At 41.0% G+C, this 22,847-nt stretch carries 18 protein-coding genes; 7 read left to right on the plus strand and 11 right to left on the minus strand.

What is annotated here, in order from left to right; genetic code table 11:
• Positions 1 to 9: 9 nt before the first annotated feature.
• Both ABD985_RS06370 and ABD985_RS06375 read left to right on the plus strand, forming a co-directional pair.
• Entirely contained in the window at positions 10 to 1,089 is a 1,080-nt protein-coding gene (locus ABD985_RS06370; protein WP_345370177.1) for an alanine racemase, read from the plus strand.
• A 75-nt stretch (positions 1,090 to 1,164) separates the two neighbouring features.
• Positions 1,165 to 2,757, plus strand: a complete 1,593-nt coding sequence (locus ABD985_RS06375; RefSeq protein ID WP_345370179.1) for a BCCT family transporter — start codon at positions 1,165 to 1,167, stop codon at positions 2,755 to 2,757.
• Positions 2,758 to 2,853: 96 nt separating this feature from the next.
• On the opposite strand, the gene ABD985_RS06380 is transcribed toward ABD985_RS06375, so the two are convergent.
• From ABD985_RS06380 to ABD985_RS06405, 6 genes are all read right to left on the minus strand, one after another.
• Positions 2,854 to 3,123 (minus strand): hypothetical protein, encoded by a 270-nt coding sequence (locus ABD985_RS06380; RefSeq protein WP_345370180.1) that lies wholly within the window; start codon positions 3,121 to 3,123, stop codon positions 2,854 to 2,856.
• A gap of 306 nt (positions 3,124 to 3,429) precedes the next feature.
• Positions 3,430 to 4,281, minus strand: coding sequence for a DUF6515 family protein (locus tag ABD985_RS06385; RefSeq protein WP_345370182.1), 852 nt, complete (start codon positions 4,279 to 4,281; stop codon positions 3,430 to 3,432).
• A 661-nt stretch (positions 4,282 to 4,942) separates the two neighbouring features.
• Complete coding sequence (locus tag ABD985_RS06390) at positions 4,943 to 5,419, minus strand: nucleoside deaminase (protein ID WP_345370184.1); 477 nt, start codon at positions 5,417 to 5,419, stop codon at positions 4,943 to 4,945.
• 153 nt (positions 5,420 to 5,572) lie between these two features.
• Entirely contained in the window at positions 5,573 to 6,433 is an 861-nt protein-coding gene (locus ABD985_RS06395; protein ID WP_345370186.1) for a hypothetical protein, read from the minus strand.
• A 31-nt stretch (positions 6,434 to 6,464) separates the two neighbouring features.
• Positions 6,465 to 7,145 (minus strand): Ig-like domain-containing protein, encoded by a 681-nt coding sequence (locus tag ABD985_RS06400; protein ID WP_345370187.1) that lies wholly within the window; start codon positions 7,143 to 7,145, stop codon positions 6,465 to 6,467.
• A gap of 116 nt (positions 7,146 to 7,261) precedes the next feature.
• The gene (locus ABD985_RS06405; RefSeq protein ID WP_345370188.1) at positions 7,262 to 7,996 is read right to left on the minus strand and encodes a flavodoxin family protein; all 735 of its coding nucleotides are present in this window, start codon (positions 7,994 to 7,996) and stop codon (positions 7,262 to 7,264) included.
• A gap of 140 nt (positions 7,997 to 8,136) precedes the next feature.
• On the opposite strand from ABD985_RS06405, the gene ABD985_RS06410 reads away from it, so the two are divergent.
• Complete coding sequence (locus ABD985_RS06410) at positions 8,137 to 8,577, plus strand: cupin domain-containing protein (protein WP_345370190.1); 441 nt, start codon at positions 8,137 to 8,139, stop codon at positions 8,575 to 8,577.
• Positions 8,578 to 8,585: 8 nt separating this feature from the next.
• Here ABD985_RS06410 and ABD985_RS06415 read toward each other — a convergent pair whose 3' ends face one another.
• On the minus strand, positions 8,586 to 9,899 hold the full coding sequence (locus tag ABD985_RS06415; protein WP_345370192.1) for a sensor histidine kinase: 1,314 nt from the start codon (positions 9,897 to 9,899) through the stop codon (positions 8,586 to 8,588).
• A 386-nt stretch (positions 9,900 to 10,285) separates the two neighbouring features.
• Positions 10,286 to 10,750: a cupin domain-containing protein gene (locus ABD985_RS06420; RefSeq protein WP_345370193.1), complete on the minus strand. Its 465-nt coding sequence runs from the start codon at positions 10,748 to 10,750 to the stop codon at positions 10,286 to 10,288.
• A 90-nt stretch (positions 10,751 to 10,840) separates the two neighbouring features.
• Between ABD985_RS06420 and ABD985_RS06425 the strand changes: the two genes are divergently transcribed.
• Both ABD985_RS06425 and ABD985_RS06430 read left to right on the plus strand, forming a co-directional pair.
• Complete coding sequence (locus ABD985_RS06425) at positions 10,841 to 11,248, plus strand: DUF3592 domain-containing protein (RefSeq protein ID WP_345370195.1); 408 nt, start codon at positions 10,841 to 10,843, stop codon at positions 11,246 to 11,248.
• A 134-nt stretch (positions 11,249 to 11,382) separates the two neighbouring features.
• Entirely contained in the window at positions 11,383 to 13,638 is a 2,256-nt protein-coding gene (locus tag ABD985_RS06430; protein ID WP_345370197.1) for an FdhF/YdeP family oxidoreductase, read from the plus strand.
• Positions 13,639 to 13,823: 185 nt separating this feature from the next.
• On the opposite strand, the gene ABD985_RS06435 is transcribed toward ABD985_RS06430, so the two are convergent.
• Positions 13,824 to 15,347, minus strand: coding sequence for a bifunctional GNAT family N-acetyltransferase/carbon-nitrogen hydrolase family protein (locus ABD985_RS06435; protein WP_345370199.1), 1,524 nt, complete (start codon positions 15,345 to 15,347; stop codon positions 13,824 to 13,826).
• Between the two features lie 342 nt (positions 15,348 to 15,689).
• Between ABD985_RS06435 and ABD985_RS06440 the strand changes: the two genes are divergently transcribed.
• Positions 15,690 to 17,018, plus strand: coding sequence for a DEAD/DEAH box helicase (locus ABD985_RS06440; RefSeq protein ID WP_345370201.1), 1,329 nt, complete (start codon positions 15,690 to 15,692; stop codon positions 17,016 to 17,018).
• A 253-nt stretch (positions 17,019 to 17,271) separates the two neighbouring features.
• On the opposite strand, the gene ABD985_RS06445 is transcribed toward ABD985_RS06440, so the two are convergent.
• Positions 17,272 to 18,273, minus strand: coding sequence for an isoaspartyl peptidase/L-asparaginase family protein (locus tag ABD985_RS06445; protein WP_345370203.1), 1,002 nt, complete (start codon positions 18,271 to 18,273; stop codon positions 17,272 to 17,274).
• A 183-nt stretch (positions 18,274 to 18,456) separates the two neighbouring features.
• Here ABD985_RS06445 and ABD985_RS06450 point away from each other — a divergent pair, with 183 nt between their 5' ends.
• Positions 18,457 to 21,621 carry a SpoIIE family protein phosphatase gene (locus ABD985_RS06450; protein ID WP_345370205.1) on the plus strand — a complete coding sequence of 1,055 codons (3,165 nt, stop codon included), beginning with the start codon at positions 18,457 to 18,459 and terminating at the stop codon, positions 21,619 to 21,621.
• A gap of 255 nt (positions 21,622 to 21,876) precedes the next feature.
• Here the strand turns inward: ABD985_RS06450 and mnmL are convergent, their stop codons facing one another.
• Positions 21,877 to 22,839, minus strand: coding sequence for a tRNA modification radical SAM protein MnmL/YtqA (gene mnmL / locus ABD985_RS06455; protein ID WP_345370206.1), 963 nt, complete (start codon positions 22,837 to 22,839; stop codon positions 21,877 to 21,879).
• Positions 22,840 to 22,847 lie beyond the last annotated feature (8 nt).

Below are 22,847 nucleotides of genomic sequence, written 5' to 3' on the forward strand. Positions count from 1 at the left end.
CCACACACCATGGCCTTTATAGAGCTTTACAAAAAAAAATTACAACACAACTATCAGCACCTGGAGCAACTGTTTGATCGCTACCATATCGAATGGTCTATTGTCACCAAATTGCTTTGTGGACATGAGGACTACCTCAAGGAGGTAATCAACCTTGGTATCAGACAAGTTTGTGACTCTCGTATCAGTAACCTGGAAATGGTTAAAACCCTGCAACCCGAAATTGAAACCATTTACATCAAACCCCCTTCCCAAAGTACCTTACCCGATATCGTTAAGTTCGCTGACATCAGTTTCAATACAGAGTTTGAGACCATCAAAGGCCTCTCCGAGGAAGCTCAGCGTCAAAACAAAAAACATAAGATCATCATTATGGTGGAGCTAGGGGATCTGCGAGAAGGAATCATGGGAGAGAATCTCATTGATTTCTATGAAAGTATCTTCAAGCTTCCCAACATCGATGTCATAGGCCTTGGCGCCAACCTCAACTGCCTGTACGGCATTATGCCTTCAGAGGACAAGTTGATACAGCTGAACTTATACAAGCAGCTTATAGAGGCTAAGTTCAACCGTTCCTTGCCAATTATCAGCGGAGGAACATCTGTGGTCATCCCTTTGTTAGAAAGGAAACAGGTTCCCAAGGGAATCAATCACTTCCGTGTGGGAGAAATGCTTTACTTCGGTAATGATTTATTTACAGGAGATACTGTACCAGGCATGCATGACGATGTGTTCCGCTTGAAAGCTCAAATCATTGAGATCACAGAAAAGCCAAAAGTCCCTAGCGGTGTGATGGAAGCCACCCCTTCAGGCGTTCAATATGAGATCGATGAAGAGGATTATGGCAAAACCATGCGTAGAGCCATTGTGGATATAGGCCTGTTAGACGTCGCCCAAGAGGACTTCCTGATCCCTGAGGACGAACGAATAACAATTTGTGGAGCAAGTTCAGACATGCTCGTTCTCGATTTAGAAGAGACCGATCAAAAGTATCAGGTGGGAGAGTTCATCTCCTTTAGAATGAAATATATGGGAGCACTTAGAGCATTTAACTCCGAATATGTAGAAAAGAAAATTATTGACGCTTAAGCTCCTACTGGCCTTCTTACACTTCCAGAACAACTTGTGTAAGAAGGCTTTTTTGTAACCCAAAACTCGCATACTATGGAAAAAGTAAGAAGTGACCAGAAAACCTTTCTGGGACTAAAGGTCAACGGTCCTGTGGCCGGCTCCGCCTTCTTCATTGTGGCATTACTGGTCATTGTCACCTTGGTGGTTGGAGATCCGATGGAAGAATGGTTTCAGAAAACACAAAAGACCGTTTCCCAAGCCGTAGGCTGGCTTTTCATACTGGTCATTAACCTCTTACTGGTCTTTGCCTTCTACCTGGGATTCAGCAAATACGGAAATATTCGCCTGGGAGGCCCCGATGCTAAACCAGAGTTTACCCGGGCAGGATGGTTTGCTATGCTCTTTTCCGCAGGGATGGGGATTGGACTATTATTTTGGAGTGTCGCAGAACCTATCTCCCACTTCAATGCCAACCCTTTTATGAATGAGGCTACCCCTGACTGGGAAGCTGCCAAAATTTCTATGGGAATCACCTTCCTCCATTGGGGTATACATGCCTGGGCACTGTATGCCGTCATTGGCGTTGCCTTGGCCTTCTTCACCTTCAATCTCAAGCTTCCTCTAACTATACGCTCCGCTTTCTATCCGCTTTTGGGGACCAAGGTATATGGCTTATGGGGAGATATTATTGATATCATTGCTGTAGTGGCTACCATTTTTGGATTGGCGGCTTCCTTAGGATTTGGGGTACAGCAGGTCAACGCTGGGCTAACCTATCTATTGGAAGTACCTGAAAGTATCCCTATACAGTTAATTCTTATTGGATTGATTACTGGACTAGCGATTATGTCCCTGGTGTTGGGGCTCGACAGTGGGATACGCATGCTTAGTGAATGGAATGTGCGTATCGCTTTCTTTTTGCTTATCGCATTGCTGGTCATTGGCCCTACGATATTCCTATTAAAAAGCTTCGTACAGAATATAGGGTATTACTTCTATCGCTACTTCGAGCTAAGTTTCTGGACCAATAGTTATCACGGAGTAAAAGACCCTATCCAATGGCAAAACAAATGGACCATTTTCTATTGGGCCTGGTGGATTTCATGGTCACCATTTGTGGGGATTTTCATTGCTCGTATATCCAAAGGAAGAACGGTCAGAGAATTTATCTTTGGTGTATTGGTAATCCCTTCTCTCGTAACATTTCTATGGTTGAGTGTCTTTGGAGGAAGTGCCCTATACCAGGAACTTACCGACAACCATGCAATTACCGCAGCCGTCAATAAAAATGTCGCTACAGCTATCTATTACCTTCTCGAGCAATACCCACTCACCATCGTGACCTCCACGCTAGCTTTATTATTAGTGATCAGTTTCTTTGTGACCTCTTCCGACTCCGGCTCCTTTGTGGTAGACGTACTCACTTCAGGAGGACGACATGATTCTCCTACTTTCCAGAAAGTCTTCTGGGCTGGTGCAGAGGGAGCAGTAGCAGGAGTCTTACTGATTGGAGGAGGGCTAACCGCTCTTCAAACAGCTTCTGTACTTACCGGATTACCTTTTGCCTTCTTAATTGTCATTATGTGTTATAGCTTAATCAAAGCCATGAATGGCTACTTAAAACGAGCTGAAAAAGCTAAACAGATACAAGAAAGGAAAAAGCGAGAAAAAGACGATAATAGGTGACGCTTCTTCTTACTCAAAACAGAAGATGTAATTCAGCAGTGAAATCATTTTATAAATGGATGAAGGATAAAGGAAGAAAATCTATGAATGCGAGATTTATCCTTTATCCTTATCTATTTCCACATTTTGCTTAAAGGTTTCTGTAACCTCTTCTAACATTTTTTTCAGTTGAATCGACGAATAGTTAGTTCCCACACGTTCACTGGTTGCTAGGCTTGCTCTGATTTCATTAATTTTTTTAATCATAGCTTCCGCTTTCTCCTCTTCTTCTCTCTTAAGAATCAGAGAACTCAACTCCTTACTCAAAAAGGAAAACTCTTTAATTGCGCGTTCTTTAGCACTTAAGTCTTTATACTTTTCACTCATATTTTTCATAAAAAGAATCATCACTAATGATCACTCTTCTAGGGTTTTTGGTTAATTAATAAGGAAAGAATCTGTTAATAAGAAGTCATCATATACACTACCCTATAGATAAAATCAACTACTATAGCGTGGCGTATATCACAACTAAATCGTTAATAAATGTAAATTATTGCAAGGTATAAAACAACGTGCAGGAAATAAAAAAACACCTAACACATTATTACCTAACCGAAATTAATATACATATAAAAAGGGTAAGGAAAAATTCATTTCCTTACCCCTATCCAAATTAATCCTATCCAAAAATTATAAGTACACTCTTCTATAAGCTACGTCTCCCCTCACAACCACTGCTTCATAGTAACGATCGCCTGCTTTATAGTACTGTTGTCCATGTCTTCTGACCACCCTTGCACCGTGTGGCAACTGGTATGTTAACCTTTCCCTAGGGGCTTCCGTCACCACATAGGCCACATCGCCATCAATGGCAATTGCCTGGTAGTAAACTCCCTGGTAACGGTAGAATGTATCTCCATACTTGGTAATTACCTTGGCTCCCTCCGGTAACATGGAAACTACTACACCAATAGGAGCATCCACTACATAATACCTGTGACGTCCTTTGTATCGGTAAAATGTCCCTGCATAATAATAGTAATCACGACCATTCCAATCGAAGTACTCCGCCTCTTCTGGAATATCTATGATTTCTATTCCCATTGGAGGATTGATGACGATATAGTCATTCCCCCTACGCTCACAGTATACGCCATGGTTATAATAGTAACGTCTTCCTTTCACAAAAACAGCCTTAAAACCAGGAGTTGAAACACTGATTCTGGTTCCTACTGGTCTCCATCCTCTTCCCCACACAGAAGCCCCCGCGTAACGGACAGGTCTACTCGGACGATGTTGCACCACCACTTTTCTCGTTGGGCGATAAACCTTTACTCTTCTTGGAGAAGGTTTGCTCACGACAACCACCTCACGATCCTTGTGATATTTCTTTTTAGGTTGTGTGTGTTTCTTATGCTTGTAATGTCCTTTCTTCTTTCCTCTTGAAGAGGGGTGATCATCACGATCATAACGCTGTGCCGAGGCACTGAAAGTCATTAGTATAGCAACTAAAAAAAGTATAATTTGTCGATATATTTTCATAGCTCATTGATCAGTTTAGTTAAACATCTTAAAACAAAGAAAAGTCTTTCCGCTCTTAAAAAAACAATAGAGAAGCAAGTAATTTGCATCCATCAGTTGAAGATCAAAAACTTAAAGTAACATTGCATCTACAACTTCAAAAACGCTCTATCATTTCTTATCCATCTATTACAAGACGAATACTCTCACCAATTTAATGCCAGTTTTTAGCATTTTCTTTCCCTTTATGTATGTATGAGACAAGCTATCTAGAAAGGGTGACAAAAATTAGGTTGTTTATTTTTGTTAAAAAGGAACTATAAAGAAAGCTACGAATAATCCTATTTAAAATTTTCAATGATTAATTTTCAATTTTCAATAATTGCAACCATTTACTGAACTGGTCCAAGAGTTCAAATTCCGAACGAGGTACGAGTAAGGAATTACTCTTGGACCAAGCGGTTTACTACATCGGTTAAAATTTACACACACTACTTTTGAACTAGTGGATTGATCACGCTTAATTGCCTATGAGTAAAAAAGCCTACTGAACTACTTCTAGAGTGGATTAATTTTCAATGATCAATTTTCAATTTTTAATTAAAATGAATCACCCAAAAAAGCTGTTGAACTGGGTCTAGCGTGTATTAATTATTGAAAATTAATCATTGAAAATTGACAATTAATAAGTCGGTCGATCATCCTTCCTTCCCCATTCCTCAAACACCTTCACCCCTTCTTCCCGCATTATCTGCTCAAAAGGAATTTTTCGATCTTCCATGGGCTTTTCTAGTTCTTTATAGATAAAACGATCATCGAATCCTGCCTGAGCGGCATCCCAATTATCACAGGCATAAAAAACCTTGTCGGGTCTGGACCAATAAATCGCACCAAAACACATAGGACAAGGCTCAGTAGAGGTATAGATGATACACCCTTCTAGCTGATAACTATTCAACTTCTGACAAGCTTCCCGAATCACGACCATCTCAGCATGGGCAGTGGGGTCATTGGTACCTACAACCAGGTTATGTCCTTCTGCGATAATTTCGCCATCTTTTACAATGACCGCTCCAAAAGGTCCTCCTCCGGGAGCTTCCACACCCTTTTGCGCCCATTGAATGGCTCTTTGCATAAATTGAATGTCTTGTTTCGTCATAGGGGTTAGGGGTTAGGGATTCGTAATAAGTTAGTCAAATGACTTTACACTCTAATTAATTGAAAATTAATCATTAAAAATTAAAAAAGACCCACAGGAAATTTATTACCTGCAGGCCTTTACACGACTCTGATCGTATCTTGTAATATATTCTTATAACGTAAAGAATACGCCTACAGAGTAAGCAGGACTAGCCATAATTAACCTTCCAAAGAAGACCGTGCTACTACTAGCCGATACGCCCCATTGCTCATTGATATGGTAAGCAATCTCAGGAGAAAAAGCCAGGTACTCTGCGTTGTTAGCAAAAAGACTTACGCCATCTGAAGCAGACAGTACCGATCCATTTTGAAAGGATTCAATGCCTGTAAAACGGGCAATGGCTGTCAGCTTGTTATTCAGGAAAGTTCCTCCTGTTTCAAATCCATAACGGAATTCATCGGAAAAACCTTGGGTACGGTTATTAAATCCGGCATAGGCAGACGCATAAAAATTAATCCCTGCCAACTGGAAGCTTCCTCCGGCATCCACCTTAATCATCTGGTTAAATTCTCCGTCTCCAGTTTGCAAGATACCTAAACCTCCGCGTCCGGTAACCCCTGTCGGTAACCCGAATAGCACACTGGCACTCATCACGATAGGCTTATCCCTGACTAAACCATACGTCAGACTAAGATCTACATCTCCAAAAGCATTCACTGCTTCTCCCGGAATAATCACCTCCCCCGTTGTTCCAGATATTGCATTATTATACAGGTTACGAACAAAGAAAGGTACGTAGGCCACAGCTGTCAGGCGATCGGTTAACCCATACTCCCCATATACTCCTGTACTATAAAAAGCAGTGGTAATATTAGGATCAATCATTCCTGCATCAGTAAAATGCTGATCTGCAACTACCCAATATTCAAATAATTTAAAGTATCCTTTTCCTTTGGGTTGCGGCCATGGACCTCCCGCCCAAACGGAAGTAAGTGTCATTAGAGACAATAGGAATGTTATGCTATACTTCATGATATTTGCTTGTTGATATGGCTTATAAAAATTAATCGATCAGACCGTCTCCCACCTTTACATTAAAAGGCACACAGTAATACAGAAGATATTCATAGGTTCCTACCTCCACATTGGGAACAAAATAGGAATGCGCACCACTAAATATCTCTACCGATCCTATCTCATAAGCACCGGCAGTTGTCGTTGGGTTATTGGTCAGGAACAAGACCAGATCAGGCAAGGCCTCCGAAGCCTTATAGGTATCGTCAAACGTAATTCTTATGCCTCCATTCTCTCCTACTACGGTAAAATTCCCTTGTAGAATATAACTACTCGTTGAGCGTAACTGCCCTCCTTTGTCCGCACCACTCACGCCATCCTCTAGATCTTCACTAATGTGTAATGTCATCGTATCGGTCACCATTCGATCACTCATAGGCACATGTGCCACAATATAGGTATCTCCTACTGCAATCCCCTCCAAGGTTCCTTCTTGATCCACAGTCACCAGATTCTCATCAGCACTTTCCCAAGCAATCTCTCTTTCTTCTTCTATGCCTATATTATTAAGAAAAGAGGCATTGAGTTGATAGGTAACTCCTACCTGAAGGGAATCAATTGGATTTTCGATCGTCACTACCTCATCGACACGATCGTCGATGATATCATCTCCTATACAACCTCCCAGTAATGCAAGTAGGGTGAACCCTAGCGTATAGCGAAGCATCATTTTTTTAATGGTTTTAAAGAAAAAATAAAATTCTGCATTAGATGCAGCTTAACGAAGATTAAAACCATGTATACAGAAGATTGTTTTGAAAAAAGAGATTTTAGTAGGGTTATCAGTTATCGATACTCCGGATTTTCAAACTCCCAACGTGTTCCATCTTCCCAATCCTTTCTTGAATTACCATAGGCGGAATATCCTCCATTGGCCTTCAACATTGCTGCTAAATGCAATAAATTATACGTCATAAATGTCGTATTACGATTGGTAAACTCACTATCAAAACCAACGGGCTGCTCCAATTTTTCTCCCTTCCACTCTTGATCGCCATAACTTGGTCCCGGTCCTACCTCTCCGATCCACCCACAGTCAGCTTGTGGAGGAATGGAATATCCAATATGCTGTAATGCATAGAGTATCCCCATAGCACAATGCTTCACACCATCTTCATTTCCGGTCACTACACATCCCCCTACCTTACCGTAGTAGACATATTGCCCTTTATCATTCATTTTAGCACTCATGGAGTAAAGTCGTTCAATCAGCTTTTGAGCTACGGAAGATTTCTCTCCCAACCAAATCGGTGTTCCTACCACCAATATATCTGCAGCAATAATTTTTTGGTATAACTCTGGCCACTCATCTTTTTCCCAGCCATATTCTGTCATATCAGGATATATCCCATTGGCTACTTCGTGGTCTATCAACCTGATGGTTTCCACTGCTACTCCTTCTTTTTTCATAATATGCTGAGCCACCTCCATTAGGGTTGATGTGTGACTAGTGGCTGGAGATTTCTTGAGGGTACAATTGACAAAGATTGCTTTCAGGTTTTTAAAGCTTGGCTTGTTCATGTATTAGGGTATTTCATTGAGGTTTTTCTACATCCTAAAATAGAAAAAATGAAGCCACTTCTTTAATCATCAAGAATAAATCCGTAAACTATTATTCGTTAGCAACAAGCACATATACCTTTAACCTACTTCCCATTTTCATGAGCTCCAAAGAAAAAATCATTCGTCAACGAGAAGGTAAAGCACTCAACGTAATAGGTGACCACATTACCATCAAACTAACAGGAAAAGATACCAATGGCCTTTTCACCTTGGTCGAGCAAAATAATCCTCCTGGAACAGTGGTTCCTCCCCATATACATACTCGGGAAGATGAAGTGTTTCAGGTCATCGAAGGAATGGTAGAATTTCATTTTGAGGAGCAAATCCATGTACTTCAAAGTGGCGACAGTATCTTTCTGCCTAGAAATCACATGCACTTTTTTAAGGTTTTGGGGGAGCAACCTGCCAAGGTAAGTTTAAGTATTTTCCCTGCCGGAATTGAAGACATGTTTGAAGAATTAGCAACACTCCCTGAAGGCCCTCCTGATATCGAGAAAGTTAAGGGGATTTGTAGTCGTTATGGCGTAAGTATCCTATAACAGAAAAGCTAAGAGCTTGACTGAACAATCAATTTTGGGACTTCAACTCCCTTGTCTACCTTAACTTTAGGAATAGTAAAAGAAAACCTACTTCCTTCATTTAAGGTAGACTCCACCCAAATCCTGCCATTATGAGTCTCTACTATTTTTTTGCAAAAGGCTAATCCTATTCCATGGCCTTCATAGTCTGATTTTAAGTGAAGTTTATCAAACATTCTGAATATTCTACCCTTCACATCTTCTTGTATGCCAATTCCATTGTCCTCGACACAAAACTCCCAACATGTAGGATGCTCCTGATGGGTGATTTGAATTTGAGGTATGCTCCCTTCTTCTTGAAACTTAATCCCATTAACAATCAGGTTTTGGAATACTTGCTTTATAATCGGTAAGCATGTAACCACCGGTAAGTTACTCATTTGAAAATCAACTTGTTTTGTTTTTAACAAATCACTCAAGTCTACCTCTATCTCATTTACTACCTCCTGAATATCTAACTTTTCAAACGTTTTATTTTCTCCTAATTTTGAATATTCCAACAGCCCTCTGATCATAGCTTGCATTCTATCTATGGCATCATAAATAAACTGAAAATAGATATTCAACTCTTTATCGCCAGTATCATAATACTCATCATTAATAATTTCGACAAAGCTTTTAACCGTTCGTAGCGGTTCATTCAAATCATGGGATGCCAAGTAGGCAAAATGCTCTAGTTCTTGGTTTTTATCTTCTAACAACTCCGTTTTCACTTCATTTTGATAGATATGGTATTTCGACTCTTTATCAAATAAGTAGAATAATAAGAAGAACACTAAAAACAACATGATATCATTCGTCAAACAGATGCTTTCACTCGTTGCTTCATCAAACTTGATCATGGGATCAAATTGATTGGTATGCCAGCTCAAGTAGATAAATAGTAAAAAAGAAAGCAGAGCGAGGGAGTACTTGAATAACTTGAACTTATAATGAAACAGTAGATTGGGAATGATTAAAGCAGGAAACAGAAAAAATTGTATATGGAGTGAAGGCCCAAAGATAATCACAAAAAGTAGCGTATTGATATTGACTACAAAGATGATAAATACTTGCGCCAATCGTAGTTGACCGAAACCATTAAAAAGTAAAGGTAAGAATGGACACGATATGATATAAATAGAAGCTATCGCTGTAAAAAAAGATAGGTCTACCCATAAAATATACAATGCAATGACAATCACCGGTGAGATGACAAGGGTCAAGCTATTAACTAGTCGAACTCTTTTTACTGTCTCCAAATCTTCGTGGTATTCGGTACCAAGATAAATTATCTTATTCAATAGGTTTTTCATAAATGTCAATCAGAGAAAGTAAATACCGTTCTAGAGAAAAAGAAGTTTGGTTATAAAAGACTACTGTTGCTAATACTATAGACTCTTTACAGGAATTATCTCTATAAATCTGCCCTTTATATTCGACATACACAATTTATTATGAGATTTTTAACTGTTCTTGAAATCCTGCAAGGACGCTACTAAAGCTCTTGCAAAATGTACCTCTACGCTATAGGCCTTTACTTGGGTTTGTCATCACGATCTGCATTTATTTCACCGATTCTCCGACTGGCATTCTATTTTTTTGAGCGTGGACGCTCAAATTATGGTATGGATCGAAGCGGGGACGCTTCGACCAGTAAGTGCTTGAGTGGCTGCTTTACTTATGAGCCTTATTTCAAGTACACTACTCCATATTTCTCTTCTATGAGCTCCAGATCAAAGTTTCCGGATTCCACCTGTTTACTCGTTTCCGCCATAAAGTCCTCTGCCCAATCTCCTGGAAAAATATAGCTGATAATCTGCGCCTCTGTATCTCCTATGTTTTTTATGTAATGTGAAGTCCCTCTCGGACAATGAATGGTATCTCCTGCTTCTACTTTGGCCATTTCATCACCAATTTTAACTTCAAGATATCCCTTAATAATATGAAATGTCTGGTCTTCCCATTTGTGGTAATGTTCTGGAACAAAGCCTTCTGGTGCAATAACTCCATCAGATATAATATACTCTGAATTGGTTGCTTCCTTGCTCACAACGATTCCGGTATACTCTTTATCATTCATCCAATACTTCTTTCCTGCTCCAAATTTCTGAATGATTACTTTCTTATTGGAAGAGGTGATTCGTTTGTTCATCTTTCTATACTATTTTTAATTTTAATACAACCCGTATATTTTAATTTCGTATCTATTGAAAAGCTAAACAACTCAAAACACTTTTTCAATATGATACTACTCACAGCACTTGCTTTCATCACACTTTTTTATTTCATCATCAATCACCTTCGAAATACACATAGAAAAAGTAAATATGTACCTGTAGAAGCTACGGTAATCGTGCAAACAATGGGAGGTGTGGATACAGATGGACACCCTGGTGCAGATGTTTATGTACCTCTACCTTATGTTCGGTTTACTGATTTGGAAGGAGAAGTTTATGAGATGCTTTTAAAGGAGTCTCCTAAATACCGGTATAAAAAGGGGGATATTATCACGTTTTTTTACAACCCATACAATATCAATGACCATACATTTCGGGTTACTGAAAGGTGGAGTCCTACTGTTTTTGCAGCCTCTATTGTTTCTTTTTTGATTTCCTGTGTTTTACTGATGATATTAGTACATACAATTTGACCACATCAATAGACCTCTTGTAACTTACGCTCCCTAAAAGTCATTATTTCCTTATATTGTTATTTCAATGGGCAATAGCATTATAATGCTACGACCCAGCATACTTTTTAACCCTTCACCAATAAGCAAACTTTATGTCTGAGCATCACAAGAAACTAAAGATCAAAACACCACCCCATGCCGCTGCTGGTCTCAAAGGGGTAACTGCTGCCGTCTCTATGGTCAATAAGGCCATGGGGATTCCCAAGGCTTTTAAGATACTATCTCATTTGAATCAAAAAGATGGCATCGACTGTCCGGGTTGTGCCTGGCCAGATCCAGAAAAGCGCTCCAAATTGGGGGAGTTCTGCGAGAATGGTGTTAAGGCCATTGCAGAGGAAGCGATGGATAAAAAAGCGGGTGCTCCCTTTTTCACTCAATATAGTGTGGATGAGCTGCTGCAAAAAGATGATTACTGGCTAGGGCAACAAGGAAGACTTACCCAGCCGATGGTCATCCGACAAGGGCAAACGCACTATGAACCGATCGCATGGGAGGAAGCTTTTGAGCTACTTGGGTCTTCCCTAAATGCCTTACCTTCTCCAGATGATGCCATCTTCTATACCTCAGGCCGTACCAGCAATGAGGCTGCCTTTCTCTATCAGCTTTTTGTACGGATGTTTGGCACCAACAACCTTCCGGACTGTTCCAATATGTGTCATGAGTCCAGTGGTGTTGCTTTGGGGCATACCTTGGGGATAGGCAAAGGGTCTGTGTTGATGGAGGACTTTTATAAAGCAGAGGTGATTCTAATTATGGGACAAAATCCAGGTACCAACCATCCTCGCATGCTCACCGCTCTGGAAAAAGCGAAAAAGCATGGCGCTAAGATTGTCACCATTAATCCTTTGAAGGAGGTTGGACTCGTACAGTTCAAAAACCCTCAGTCGCCTTCCGGCATGCTTGGTAAAGGGACACACTTGACCGATCTTTATCTTCAAATTCGTATCAATGAAGATGTGGCTTTACTGAAAGCCATTATGATCAAGCTATTGGAGATTGCGGAAGATAAGCCGGATGTCCTTGACGAACATTTCATTGAGACCCAAACCATAGGCTTTCAGGCATTAAAAGAACATTTATCCCATTTAGATTTTAACACCTTAGTGGAGCGTACAGGGCTTTCTGAAAAGGATGTGCTAGAACTTGTGCGCCTCTTGGCTAATCATAACAAGATTATTGCCTGCTGGGCAATGGGACTAACGCAACATGTCAATGCCGTAGACAATATTCAGGAAGTGGTCAATCTTCTTCTACTAAAGGGTAGTATCGGAAAAGAAGGTGCTGGTACCTGCCCCGTCCGAGGACACAGCAATGTACAAGGCGACCGCACCATGGGCATCCACGAACGTCCATCCAAGGCTTTACTTGATAAACTGGCTAGCTCTTTTGGGTTTGAGCCTCCTCGTGAAGCCGGATATAATGTGGTAGAAGCCATAGAAGCCATGTACAAGGAAAAAGGAAAAGTGTTTTTTGCATTAGGGGGGAATTTTCTTCCTGCTGCACCAGATACACATTATACCGCAGAGGCTTTACGCAACTGCTCCCTGACGGTGCATGTCTCTACCAAACTCAATCGATCACATCTGGTACACGGAAAAGTGGGGCTTATTCTGCCTACCCTTGGGCGCACCGACCGCCATATTCAAAAATCAGGAGAGCAATTTGTCACCGTAGAAAACTCCATGGGTATTGTACACACTTCCCACGGTATGATTCGTCCTTCGTCCAAAGACCTTATGAGCGAACCGGAAATTGTCGCTCGCATGGCTGCCGCGACCTTACCAAACTCCAACATCAATTGGCTTTATTTAATTGAAGATTACAGCCGTATACGGGAATTGATTGAGAAAACCATTGCCGGTTTTGAGGGATACAATGAAAAGTTGAATAAGAATCACGGTTTCGAACTCCCAAATGGAGCTAGAAAAGGGATTTTCAATACCCACAATCAAAAAGCCAATTTCACCATCAACCGAACATCAAGCATTGAGTTAGAGCAAGATGAGTTCTTGATGATGACCATTCGTAGCCACGACCAGTTCAACACCACTATTTACGGGATGGATGATCGCTACAGAGGTATTTTCAATGGAAGAAAGGTCATTTTTATGCATCCAGAGGATATGGCTGCTAAGGGCCTTAAGCAAGAGGATCGTGTCACTATTAGCAGTCGCTATGATGGCCTTATTAGAAAAGTGGAAGGATTTAAGGTGGTCTCCTATGATATTCCTCGAGGATGTGTGGCTACTTACTTTCCGGAAGCCAATCCTTTGGTTCCCTTGCATCTGCATGCAGATCGGAGCCATACGCCTGCTTCTAAGTCAGTGAAGGTTAAAATTGAGTTATGAGTGGCTTTGTTGCAACGAGCCTATACTAACGCTGATCGTAGAATTAGCTTCACAAACGGGTAAGTTGAGCGAGGACGCTCAACTTATGTATATGGTCGTAGCGTGGACGCTACGACCAGTTCTAGTTGACCACTAATCATCGACCAGCGTTAGTATTAAAACTCATAACTCATAACTTAAATACGCTACTTCCGCTTATAAAGCGAAAACAGATCTTTCCTTCTATCCTTCAAGTTTCGGACGCTTCCGTGCTGATTCAACTCTGTAAGCAAGTCGATATCTACATCTGCAATCAGGATCATCTCTGTATTCGGAGTGGTTTGGGCTTTTACGCCATCAAACGGGAAAGCAAAGTCACAAGGCGTCAATACCATGGACTGAGCATACTGAATATCCATATTGTGTACTTTTGGCAAGTTCCCCACACTACCAGCAATAGCCACATAGCACTCATTTTCGATCGCTCTAGCTTGTGCGCACAACCTCACTCTGGAATAGCCATTTTGAGTATCCGTTAGGAAAGGGACAAACAAGATATCCATTCCATCATCTGCCAGAATTCTACTCAATTCCGGAAACTCTGAGTCGTAACAAATCAATACGCCAATGGTACCACAGTCTGTGTCAAATACCTCCAGTTTATTACCACCTTGAAGGCCCCAAACTTTCTCTTCATCCGGAGTTACATGCAGCTTTTCATAACGCTCTGTCGTACCGTCTCTACGACATAAATGACCGATATTATACAACCTTTCATCCACAACCTCCGGCATACTTCCGGTGATAATATTGATATTGTACGACACTGCCAGTTCAGAAAAACGTTGTTTGATCTCTTTGGTATATTTTGCCAGCTCTCGTATAGCTTCCGGCTCACTCAAGTGATTATAAGCGGCCATCAATGGGGCATTGAAGTACTCCGGAAACAACGCAAAGTCTGCCCGATAGCTCGATAAGGAATCAATAAAATACTCCGCCTGTTCCATCACTTCGTCCAAATTACTGTAAGGACGCATTTGCCACTGTACCAATCCTAAACGCACAACAGTCTTATTCGTTTGTGCTTCATTGGAAGGCTCTTCGTAATAGATATTATCCCACTCCAACAATACCGCAAACTCGTTGGAATCCTTATCTCCTTCCAAATATCTTCTTAGGATACGGGAAGGATGAAAATCATTGGACATCTGAAAATCCAATACAGGATCATGAATCTCTTTACGCTTGACTTTCTCCAGATATTGTTTTGGAGTCAAATCCTCAGAATATTTGTGATAATTAGGAATACGTCCCCCAAAGGCAATACTTCTCAGGTTTAGTTTTTCACAAAGCTCCTTACGGTACTCATATAGACGTCTTCCCAAACGCATCCCACGATACTCCGGTACTACAAAAACATCAATGCCATAAAGTACATCCCCTTCATCGGAGTGGGTATTAAAAGTATAATTTCCGGTAATCTGCTCGTAGGTATGCTGGCGGTCACATTGAGAGGCTTTCACAATGATAGACAAGGCACATCCTGCCAGTTTGCCATTTACCTTGATCACGACCTGTCCTTCCGGAAATTTTTTAATAAGGCTTTTTATTTGATGCTTCTCCCAATAAGGATCTGGCATATCGGCATACATCTCTTGCATGGCCTCTTTCAGCTCTTCATAATCTTCCATCTGAAGATAATGCAGCTCTAAGTTCTCTATATCTTGCATAGTCGTTGAACTGTTGACACAGCTTGCGCTGCTTATTAAATTGTTTAATTGAGTTGATTTGTTCTTTGTTAAGTACTGGCTTCAGTCTGACTTTCCAATATTAGATATATCCGGTTGATTTTCTCTGTTTTTTCCGGTGGATTTATTGATCTGCGTATGTTTTTTTAGGGGCGAAATTTATCGTATCCCTACAGTTTGGTCTTCGCATCCTTGCAAAAACCCGTATTTAGACTGGGCGACCATGTACTATACGGAGTTGGGCGACCACATGGGGTCGCACCTACTTTTTACCTATTACCTTTTCCCTATTATCTTTTACCTTTTACTTCTTACCTTTGTACCATGAATATTGAGAAACCATTGAGACGTGCCTATAAACATTTAGGCATTGACGAATTAAATAAAATGCAGCTGACTGCTTTGGATGCGTCTGCTGAAGGAGAAGATGTGATGTTACTCTCTCCTACCGGATCAGGAAAAACTGTTGGTTTCCTGCTTCCACTACTCCGCAACTTGGATCCTGCCTTAGAAGGTACGGTACAAGCATTGATTATGGCTCCTTCCCGTGAGCTTGCTTTACAGATTGAGCAGGTTTGGAAAGGGATGAAGACTGGACATAAAGTAAACAGTGTCTACGGAGGACATGCTGTTGCTACTGAAATACAAAACTTCGTAGAACCTCCGGTAGTGCTGATTGGTACGCCCGGCAGATTAAAACAACACCTGATCAGAGGTAGTTTTGATCCCTCTAACATTCATACACTGGTATTGGATGAGTTTGACAAGGCATTGGAATTCGGATTCTGGGCTGATATGGATGAAATCCTGCAGCAATTACCAGAAGATAAGCAAATCCTACTAACTTCTGCTACGGCTGCAGAAGAGTTGCCGGACTTCTTGCCACTCAAGAACCCTAAAACGTTAAGCTTCCTAAAAGAAGGGACGCCTAAAGGACTTACCCTACACGGAATCCGAACAGGTGAAGCCAATAAATTGGATGGATTGGTGCGCCTGATCAGTAGTTTTGGGCAGGATTCGGCCATTATCTTCTGTAATCACCGTGCTGCAGTAGACCGTATTGCACAGTACTTTATCAGCAATCAACTAGCTTTTGACAGTTTTCACGGTGGTCTGGAGCAAAATGTAAGGGAGCGTACCTTGATCAAGTTCCGTAACGGCAGTATACAGTTTTTATTAACGACTGACCTGGCGTCCAGAGGATTAGACATTCCTGAGATCAAGCATATTGTGCATTATCAACTACCGCAGACGGAAGATGCTTATATTCACCGTAACGGTCGTACCGCCCGAATGCATGCCGAAGGAAAAGCCTATCTGGTATTCAGTGAAGAGGATAAACTTCCTCCTTATATCAAAAGTCAGAATCAGATCGACTGGATCAATATTCCTGAAGAATATCCTATTCCTGAGCTGTCTGAGTGGGCCACCCTTTACTTCTCTGGAGGTAAAAAGCAAAAGATCAACAAGATGGATATCATGGGACTTTTAGGTAAAAAAGGACAGCTGGAACGTGATGAGGTAGGATTGATTGAGATACAGGACCATGCGAGCTATGCTGCAATTAAAAGAGAGAAACTGGATGAGGTAATTGATCGCATTAAGGGGCAGAAAGTGAAGAAGATTAAACTGAAAGTAGCGGAAGCCCGATAATTAATGTTCATGTTGTTTAATTAAGCTGGATCTACGAGCAGTTTCAGTTGAATAAATAACTATCACACTGCTAACTAGCTTTGTTGAATCGTTGAATTTCAATACTTTGTATTGAGTTGAATTGAGCTTCGCTCGTTGATTCGAGTTGATATGTTGTATGAGTAGTAGTATATATTTCAATCAACAGATCAACTCAAATCAACTCACCGAAGGTGAAATTCAACGATTCAACGATTCAACGATTCAACAAAGTTTAGCGGTAGATGCTCACCTCTTGCTCTCCATTGCTTTTGCGATATCCTCGGAACATACCTGGAGAATTAAACTCCATCACTATATTTCCATCCTTGTCCAAGCCAATGATTCCGCCTGTACCTCCCAGGTCGGTTAGTTTATTCTGAATCACATCTTCGGCAGCCTCTTCCAGGCTTTTTCCGGCATACTCCATCTGGGCGGAGATATGATGAGCTATCGCTAAACGAATAAAATACTCCCCATGCCCTGTACTGGAAATTCCACAAGTATTATTATTGGCATACGTTCCGGCTCCAATGATAGGAGAATCACCAATACGTCCAAAGCGTTTATTGGTCATACCTCCGGTAGAGGTGGCCGCTACAATATTTCCGTCCTTATCGAGTGCTACTGCTCCTACTGTTCCAAACTTGAAATTATTGTTGCCCATTGGATTTCCAAGGTTTCCTCGGGCATCCTCCTGCATTTTAGCTTTTTCCAGTTGTTTTTTTCTTCTTTCGGTGATAAAGTATTCGGGATCCACCATTTCCAAACCCTCTCCTTTTGCAAAAGTTTCTGCTCCTGAACCAGATAGCATCACATGCTTGGATTCATGCATTACCGCTCGGGCTGCTTCTATAGGACTTTTAATCGTTTTTACTCCAGCAACCGCTCCAGCATTAAGCGTCTTCCCATCCATAATGGAAGCATCCAACTCACAATGTCCATTATTGGTTAATACGGCTCCTTTACCGGCATTAAACAAAGGGCTGTCTTCCATCACTTTAATCGCTGCAATTACAGCTTCCTCACTGCTTTTTCCTTGCTCTAGCAATGCATATCCTGTATCCATCGCCTCTTGCAACTTTTCACGATAAGCTTGCTCTTTCTCTGCTGTCATATTCTTTTTAAGAATTACCCCCGCACCTCCATGAATGACAATAGCAACTTTAGAACCTTGTGCGTACACGCCCGTTAGCCCTAATATATAAAACAAAAGAAAAATAGATAGTTGTTTCATTTGAAAGTTTATTTATAAGATGTTATGCGTAAAATATAGTCGTTAAAGAGATGAACAATATATTACTTTTTCAAGATAAATATATACCCTTTATGCAGGTATCATTTTTATTATATATATTTAGCATATTTTTATACTGACTTAACTTTATGATTAGTTTTACCTTGTAACCACTTTTGCATTTTGTTATTTGAAAAGCATCTAAAATATTTTGTAGCCTTTTTACTTGCACTGCTTTTCTTCCAATACTCTGCTGTTGCACAAGACTTTAACTTCATCCACTACAATCAATACAGTGGATTGCGATTCCTCACGACCAAACATATCGCCCAAGAAGAAGGAGGGCGTCTCTTGATTGGGACAGATAAAGGCTTAGTAATCTTTGACGGACTTACACTTAACCACTATACGGAAGGGCTTCCTAGCCCCTACATCAAACATATTCTTCATCGAAAAAATGGAGAGTTTATTGCTAGTACTGACAAAGGGATTATAAAAATTAATATCAAAGATGGAGAAGCTCCTTCTTTTGAATTAATGCTAGGCCCTACACCTGTAGAAGGAGAACATCCTGGAATCAAATATCCAAAAATCCTTTATGAGGACCGTCACCATAATTTATGGACCTCTGACGATCATGGAATATTCAAATATTCTGATACAATGGGGCAATGGAGCTTTCATGCTTTTGGAAAAACAGACCAACCTATTGACTATACTCACACCGATTCTTTTAACTTTTTTGAGTTAGAGGATGGGATGTTGTATGCTGCTTCAAACCCTGGCAATGTCTATCGATATGACCTCAAGAATGATCGATTTCAAGAGGTATACCGTACCCCACGTCCCTTATCCATCAAGGATGTATTTCCCATTGATGCCCACAGTGTACTCTTGATCACAGCGGAGGAAGGTGTTCTCCTCTTTCAATACGATCCTGTAAACTCCGATTGGGAAACATACCCGATCATTCCAGATTATGACTTCACCACCATTGCTCCCTTCGGACTAGACAAATGGCTTATTGGAAGCTGGATAGAAGGGTTATTCATTCTCCACAAAGAAGATAATCACTTCTCCTATACCAAAGTTCCCTCTCTTGGACAAGAGCATCATATCCAACAGATCACCAAACTAGGAGAGCAGTATTGGTTGTCTACGGATAATGGAGTCCTCTTGTGCGAGCCTCACCTTTTCGTTAGTCAAGATCCTGAAAATCACGGATACTGCGAAGCCATTAGCTCACACAATAATGGATACATGTATCATATAGAGCATACAACGCTATACCGAACCTCTATCCATGAGCGTGGAGGAAAACGAGAGATACAGGCTGATTCCCTTTTATCTTTTAAACGAGAGGTTTCTTCCATGTGTAGTTTGGGGGACAAATTATGGATTGCATTAGATGGAGGACGTATTTACACTTATGATACCAAGGAGGAAAAGCTGTCTTTTATCCATGATTTCCATTATAACAGCAATGTAAAAAACACTTTCCTGACAACGTTTGAGGGTGCAGTCTGGGGGAATATCAAAAGCGAGCAAGTTGCCTTTAAAATTACAGACGAAGCCAACCCTACGGTTACACTTTACCAAGATGGCATCGAAAGTATTACAGGGGTTATACGAGCAATTGATGGTGAGCTTTATCTCACCGGCAATAGTAAAGATGCTTATTTGTTTCGTTTTGACACCAAACACAATCGTTTCGAAAATATTAGCCTTCCTATTGCGAACAACACCTTTCAGGAATACGTACGTCTTACAGACATCATTGCGCACCCTGAACAGGGATTACTCCTCTCAGGGCTATGGGGAGTCGCCCACCATCAAGGAGATTCCTTAAAAAGCCTGACTTCCAATAGAGAGTCCAGCCTTTTCATTCGATCACTTTGTCTGGATCAGAATAATACGTTATGGTTTGGGGATGCTGAAGGACTATCCATGATGGATCTCTCTACTCAAGAATACATCACGTTGGGAAAAGAATCCGGACTCCCTACTAGCTTTATGAGCTATAGCCTAGTCAAGGACCCTGCCGGACAAATTTGGGGTGGTACCTCCAAGGGTATTTTTTGTATGACGGATCCTATCCCATTCATACAAACTCCTGCTGCTAAAATTCGAAAAATAGGATCCATAGAACAATTAGGAGAAGGGCGCTACGCATTGGAAGTAGAAGAACAAAAAAGCTTATCTCTACATCTCTTGTGTAATACTTACCCATCAGCCCTGATGCGATATGAGTACCAATTACTTCCAACTGGAAAAGGAAAGTGGATCACACTCAACAATGAAGGTGCTATTCACCTGAATGGACTTCCCTTAGGGAAGCACCAAATAATCATACGAGGCAAGCGAAAAGGGAATTACCAATGGAGTGCTCCCACTTATCTTGATATCATTGCTCACCGTCCCTGGTATAGAAGTGCTTTTACTTACGTTCTACTATTTGTAATCACTGCCTCTTTATTTTACTTAGGGTTATATTACAACCGTCGAAAAGCAATTGCTAATGCCAACTTTCTGGAAAATGAGATCAACCATCAATTGCAATTACGCAATGAAGCGATCCATTATGCAAAAACCATACAGATGGCCAGTTTAGGTACCCCTGAGCAATTCCAGAAAAAAATAGAAAAGAACCTTGGCTGGAAAAGCTTTATGGCCTTTCGAGCAAAGGAAATTGTAAGTGGAGACTTCTATTGGTACAAGCAACTGAAAGATAAGCATGTATTAGTTATTGCCGATTGTACGGGACATGGAGTTCCTGCAGCATTTATGTCCCTTATTTCCCTAAACATTCTGGAAAAAATTGTGACACATAAAAGTACACAACGTCCAGAACAGATCTTGAAAGATGCCCATAAGGAAATTATCAAGGCATTGCATCAGAACAATACGGATGTACAGGATGGTGTAGACTTAGGACTTTGTATTATTGACAAAGAAGAAAATCAATTGACCTATATTGGTGCGAGAAGGCCTTTGATCTACTTCTCCCCTGGCGACCCTTCGGCAAAACTTATTCGTGCCAATGCCTGGGGTATTGGAGGTATCGCTCTGGGTGAACCTAACTTCAAGGCATTCCAGAAACCGCTGGATGAAATCGAGGCATTCTATATTTTCTCTGATGGAATTGTAGAGCAAACAGAACATGAAAGCGAACGTCGTTTCCAACGAAAGCGACTCATTAAACTGTTAGAAAAAAGTAGGCATATCCCTACGGAACAAATGGCTTCTATCATCCTGAAAAACCTGGATGACTGGAAAGGCAAGCAACCTCAAGAAGATGATCTCTCTTTATTGGGCGTCATTTCTCCTTCTTATGTTCATGATGTTTAATTGAGCTTCGCTCGTTCATATTGTTTAGTTGTTGTTGAGGCGGCTTGCACCGCTGGTTGAGCGCTTCGCTGTTGAGATTCACCTTCGGTGAGTTGAGATTTTTATTGGGTCTCTTGGCGAGGGGTAACCACTAGATCAACTTTTCATTCTTCATTCTTCATTCTTCATTCACTCTTCGTCGGGGCGACCACAAGAGTCGCCCTTACTGTTTATTGCTTCCTTTACTCTTCGTCGGAGCGACCACAAGAGTCGTCCTTACAGGAGTTTTCCCTGCCAGGTATCTCTCTCTTCCATTCGTTCTTCTACCTTCTGCTGTAACACATCCATCCGGGCATTCCCCCAATGAGGTGCGATTTTAATGCTAGGAGGCGCTTCACTAAACAATCTTTGCACCGTAATATCAGGACGTAACCTTTCCATAAAGTCAATCACAAACTCAATGTATTCCTCCTGGTCAAATAGATGAAACTGTGTCGGGTCAGTTTTATATTGTTTAGCCATAATGGTCCCTTTCACAATTTGTAATTGATGGAACTTGATGGTATTGATGGGTAGGCGGTTGATGTCATGTACCTGAGCTAGCATAGCTTCCCGACTTTGATTGGGCAAACCAAAAAGCATATGTGCCCCTAGCTCAAATCCTCTTCCGGCAGCCCTATGAATCGCATCTACAGAGGTGGCAAAATCATGTCCTCGATTAATGGTTTCTAATACGGCATCTTGGGTGGCTTCTATCCCAAACTCCAAATCAATGTAATGGGTCTTGGCGAGTTCTTGCAGATAGTCCAATTGCTCATTCGTAATACAATCTGGTCTGGTTCCTATTACCAAGCCACTAATGTCTGGATGAGCCAATGCTTCCTGGTAAATTTCTTTGATTTTTTCTAACGACCCATAAGTGTTGGAATAGCTTTGAAAATACCCGACAAACATTGCACTGCGCTTATAGCGCTTTTTTAGGAAAGTTAAGCCTTTATCTAACTGGGCTGTAATACTGTCTAGTCCCTTGGTATAGCTGGGGATAAAGCTCTCGTTATTGCAAAAAGTACACCCTCCCCACCCTAAGGAACCATCTCGGTTAGGACAGGTAAAATCTGCAGCAATAGATACTTTCTGTACCCTGCCTCCATAAGTATTCTTTAGATAAACGGATTGGGAATTATATCGCTTGGAGTGACCCCAAGCATAGGCCACTTCTTCTGTTTGTTCATGTATCATTGCTCAAT

Source organism: Algivirga pacifica (assembly GCF_039543525.1).
Taxonomy (GTDB): Bacteria; Bacteroidota; Bacteroidia; order Cytophagales; family Flammeovirgaceae; genus Algivirga; species Algivirga pacifica.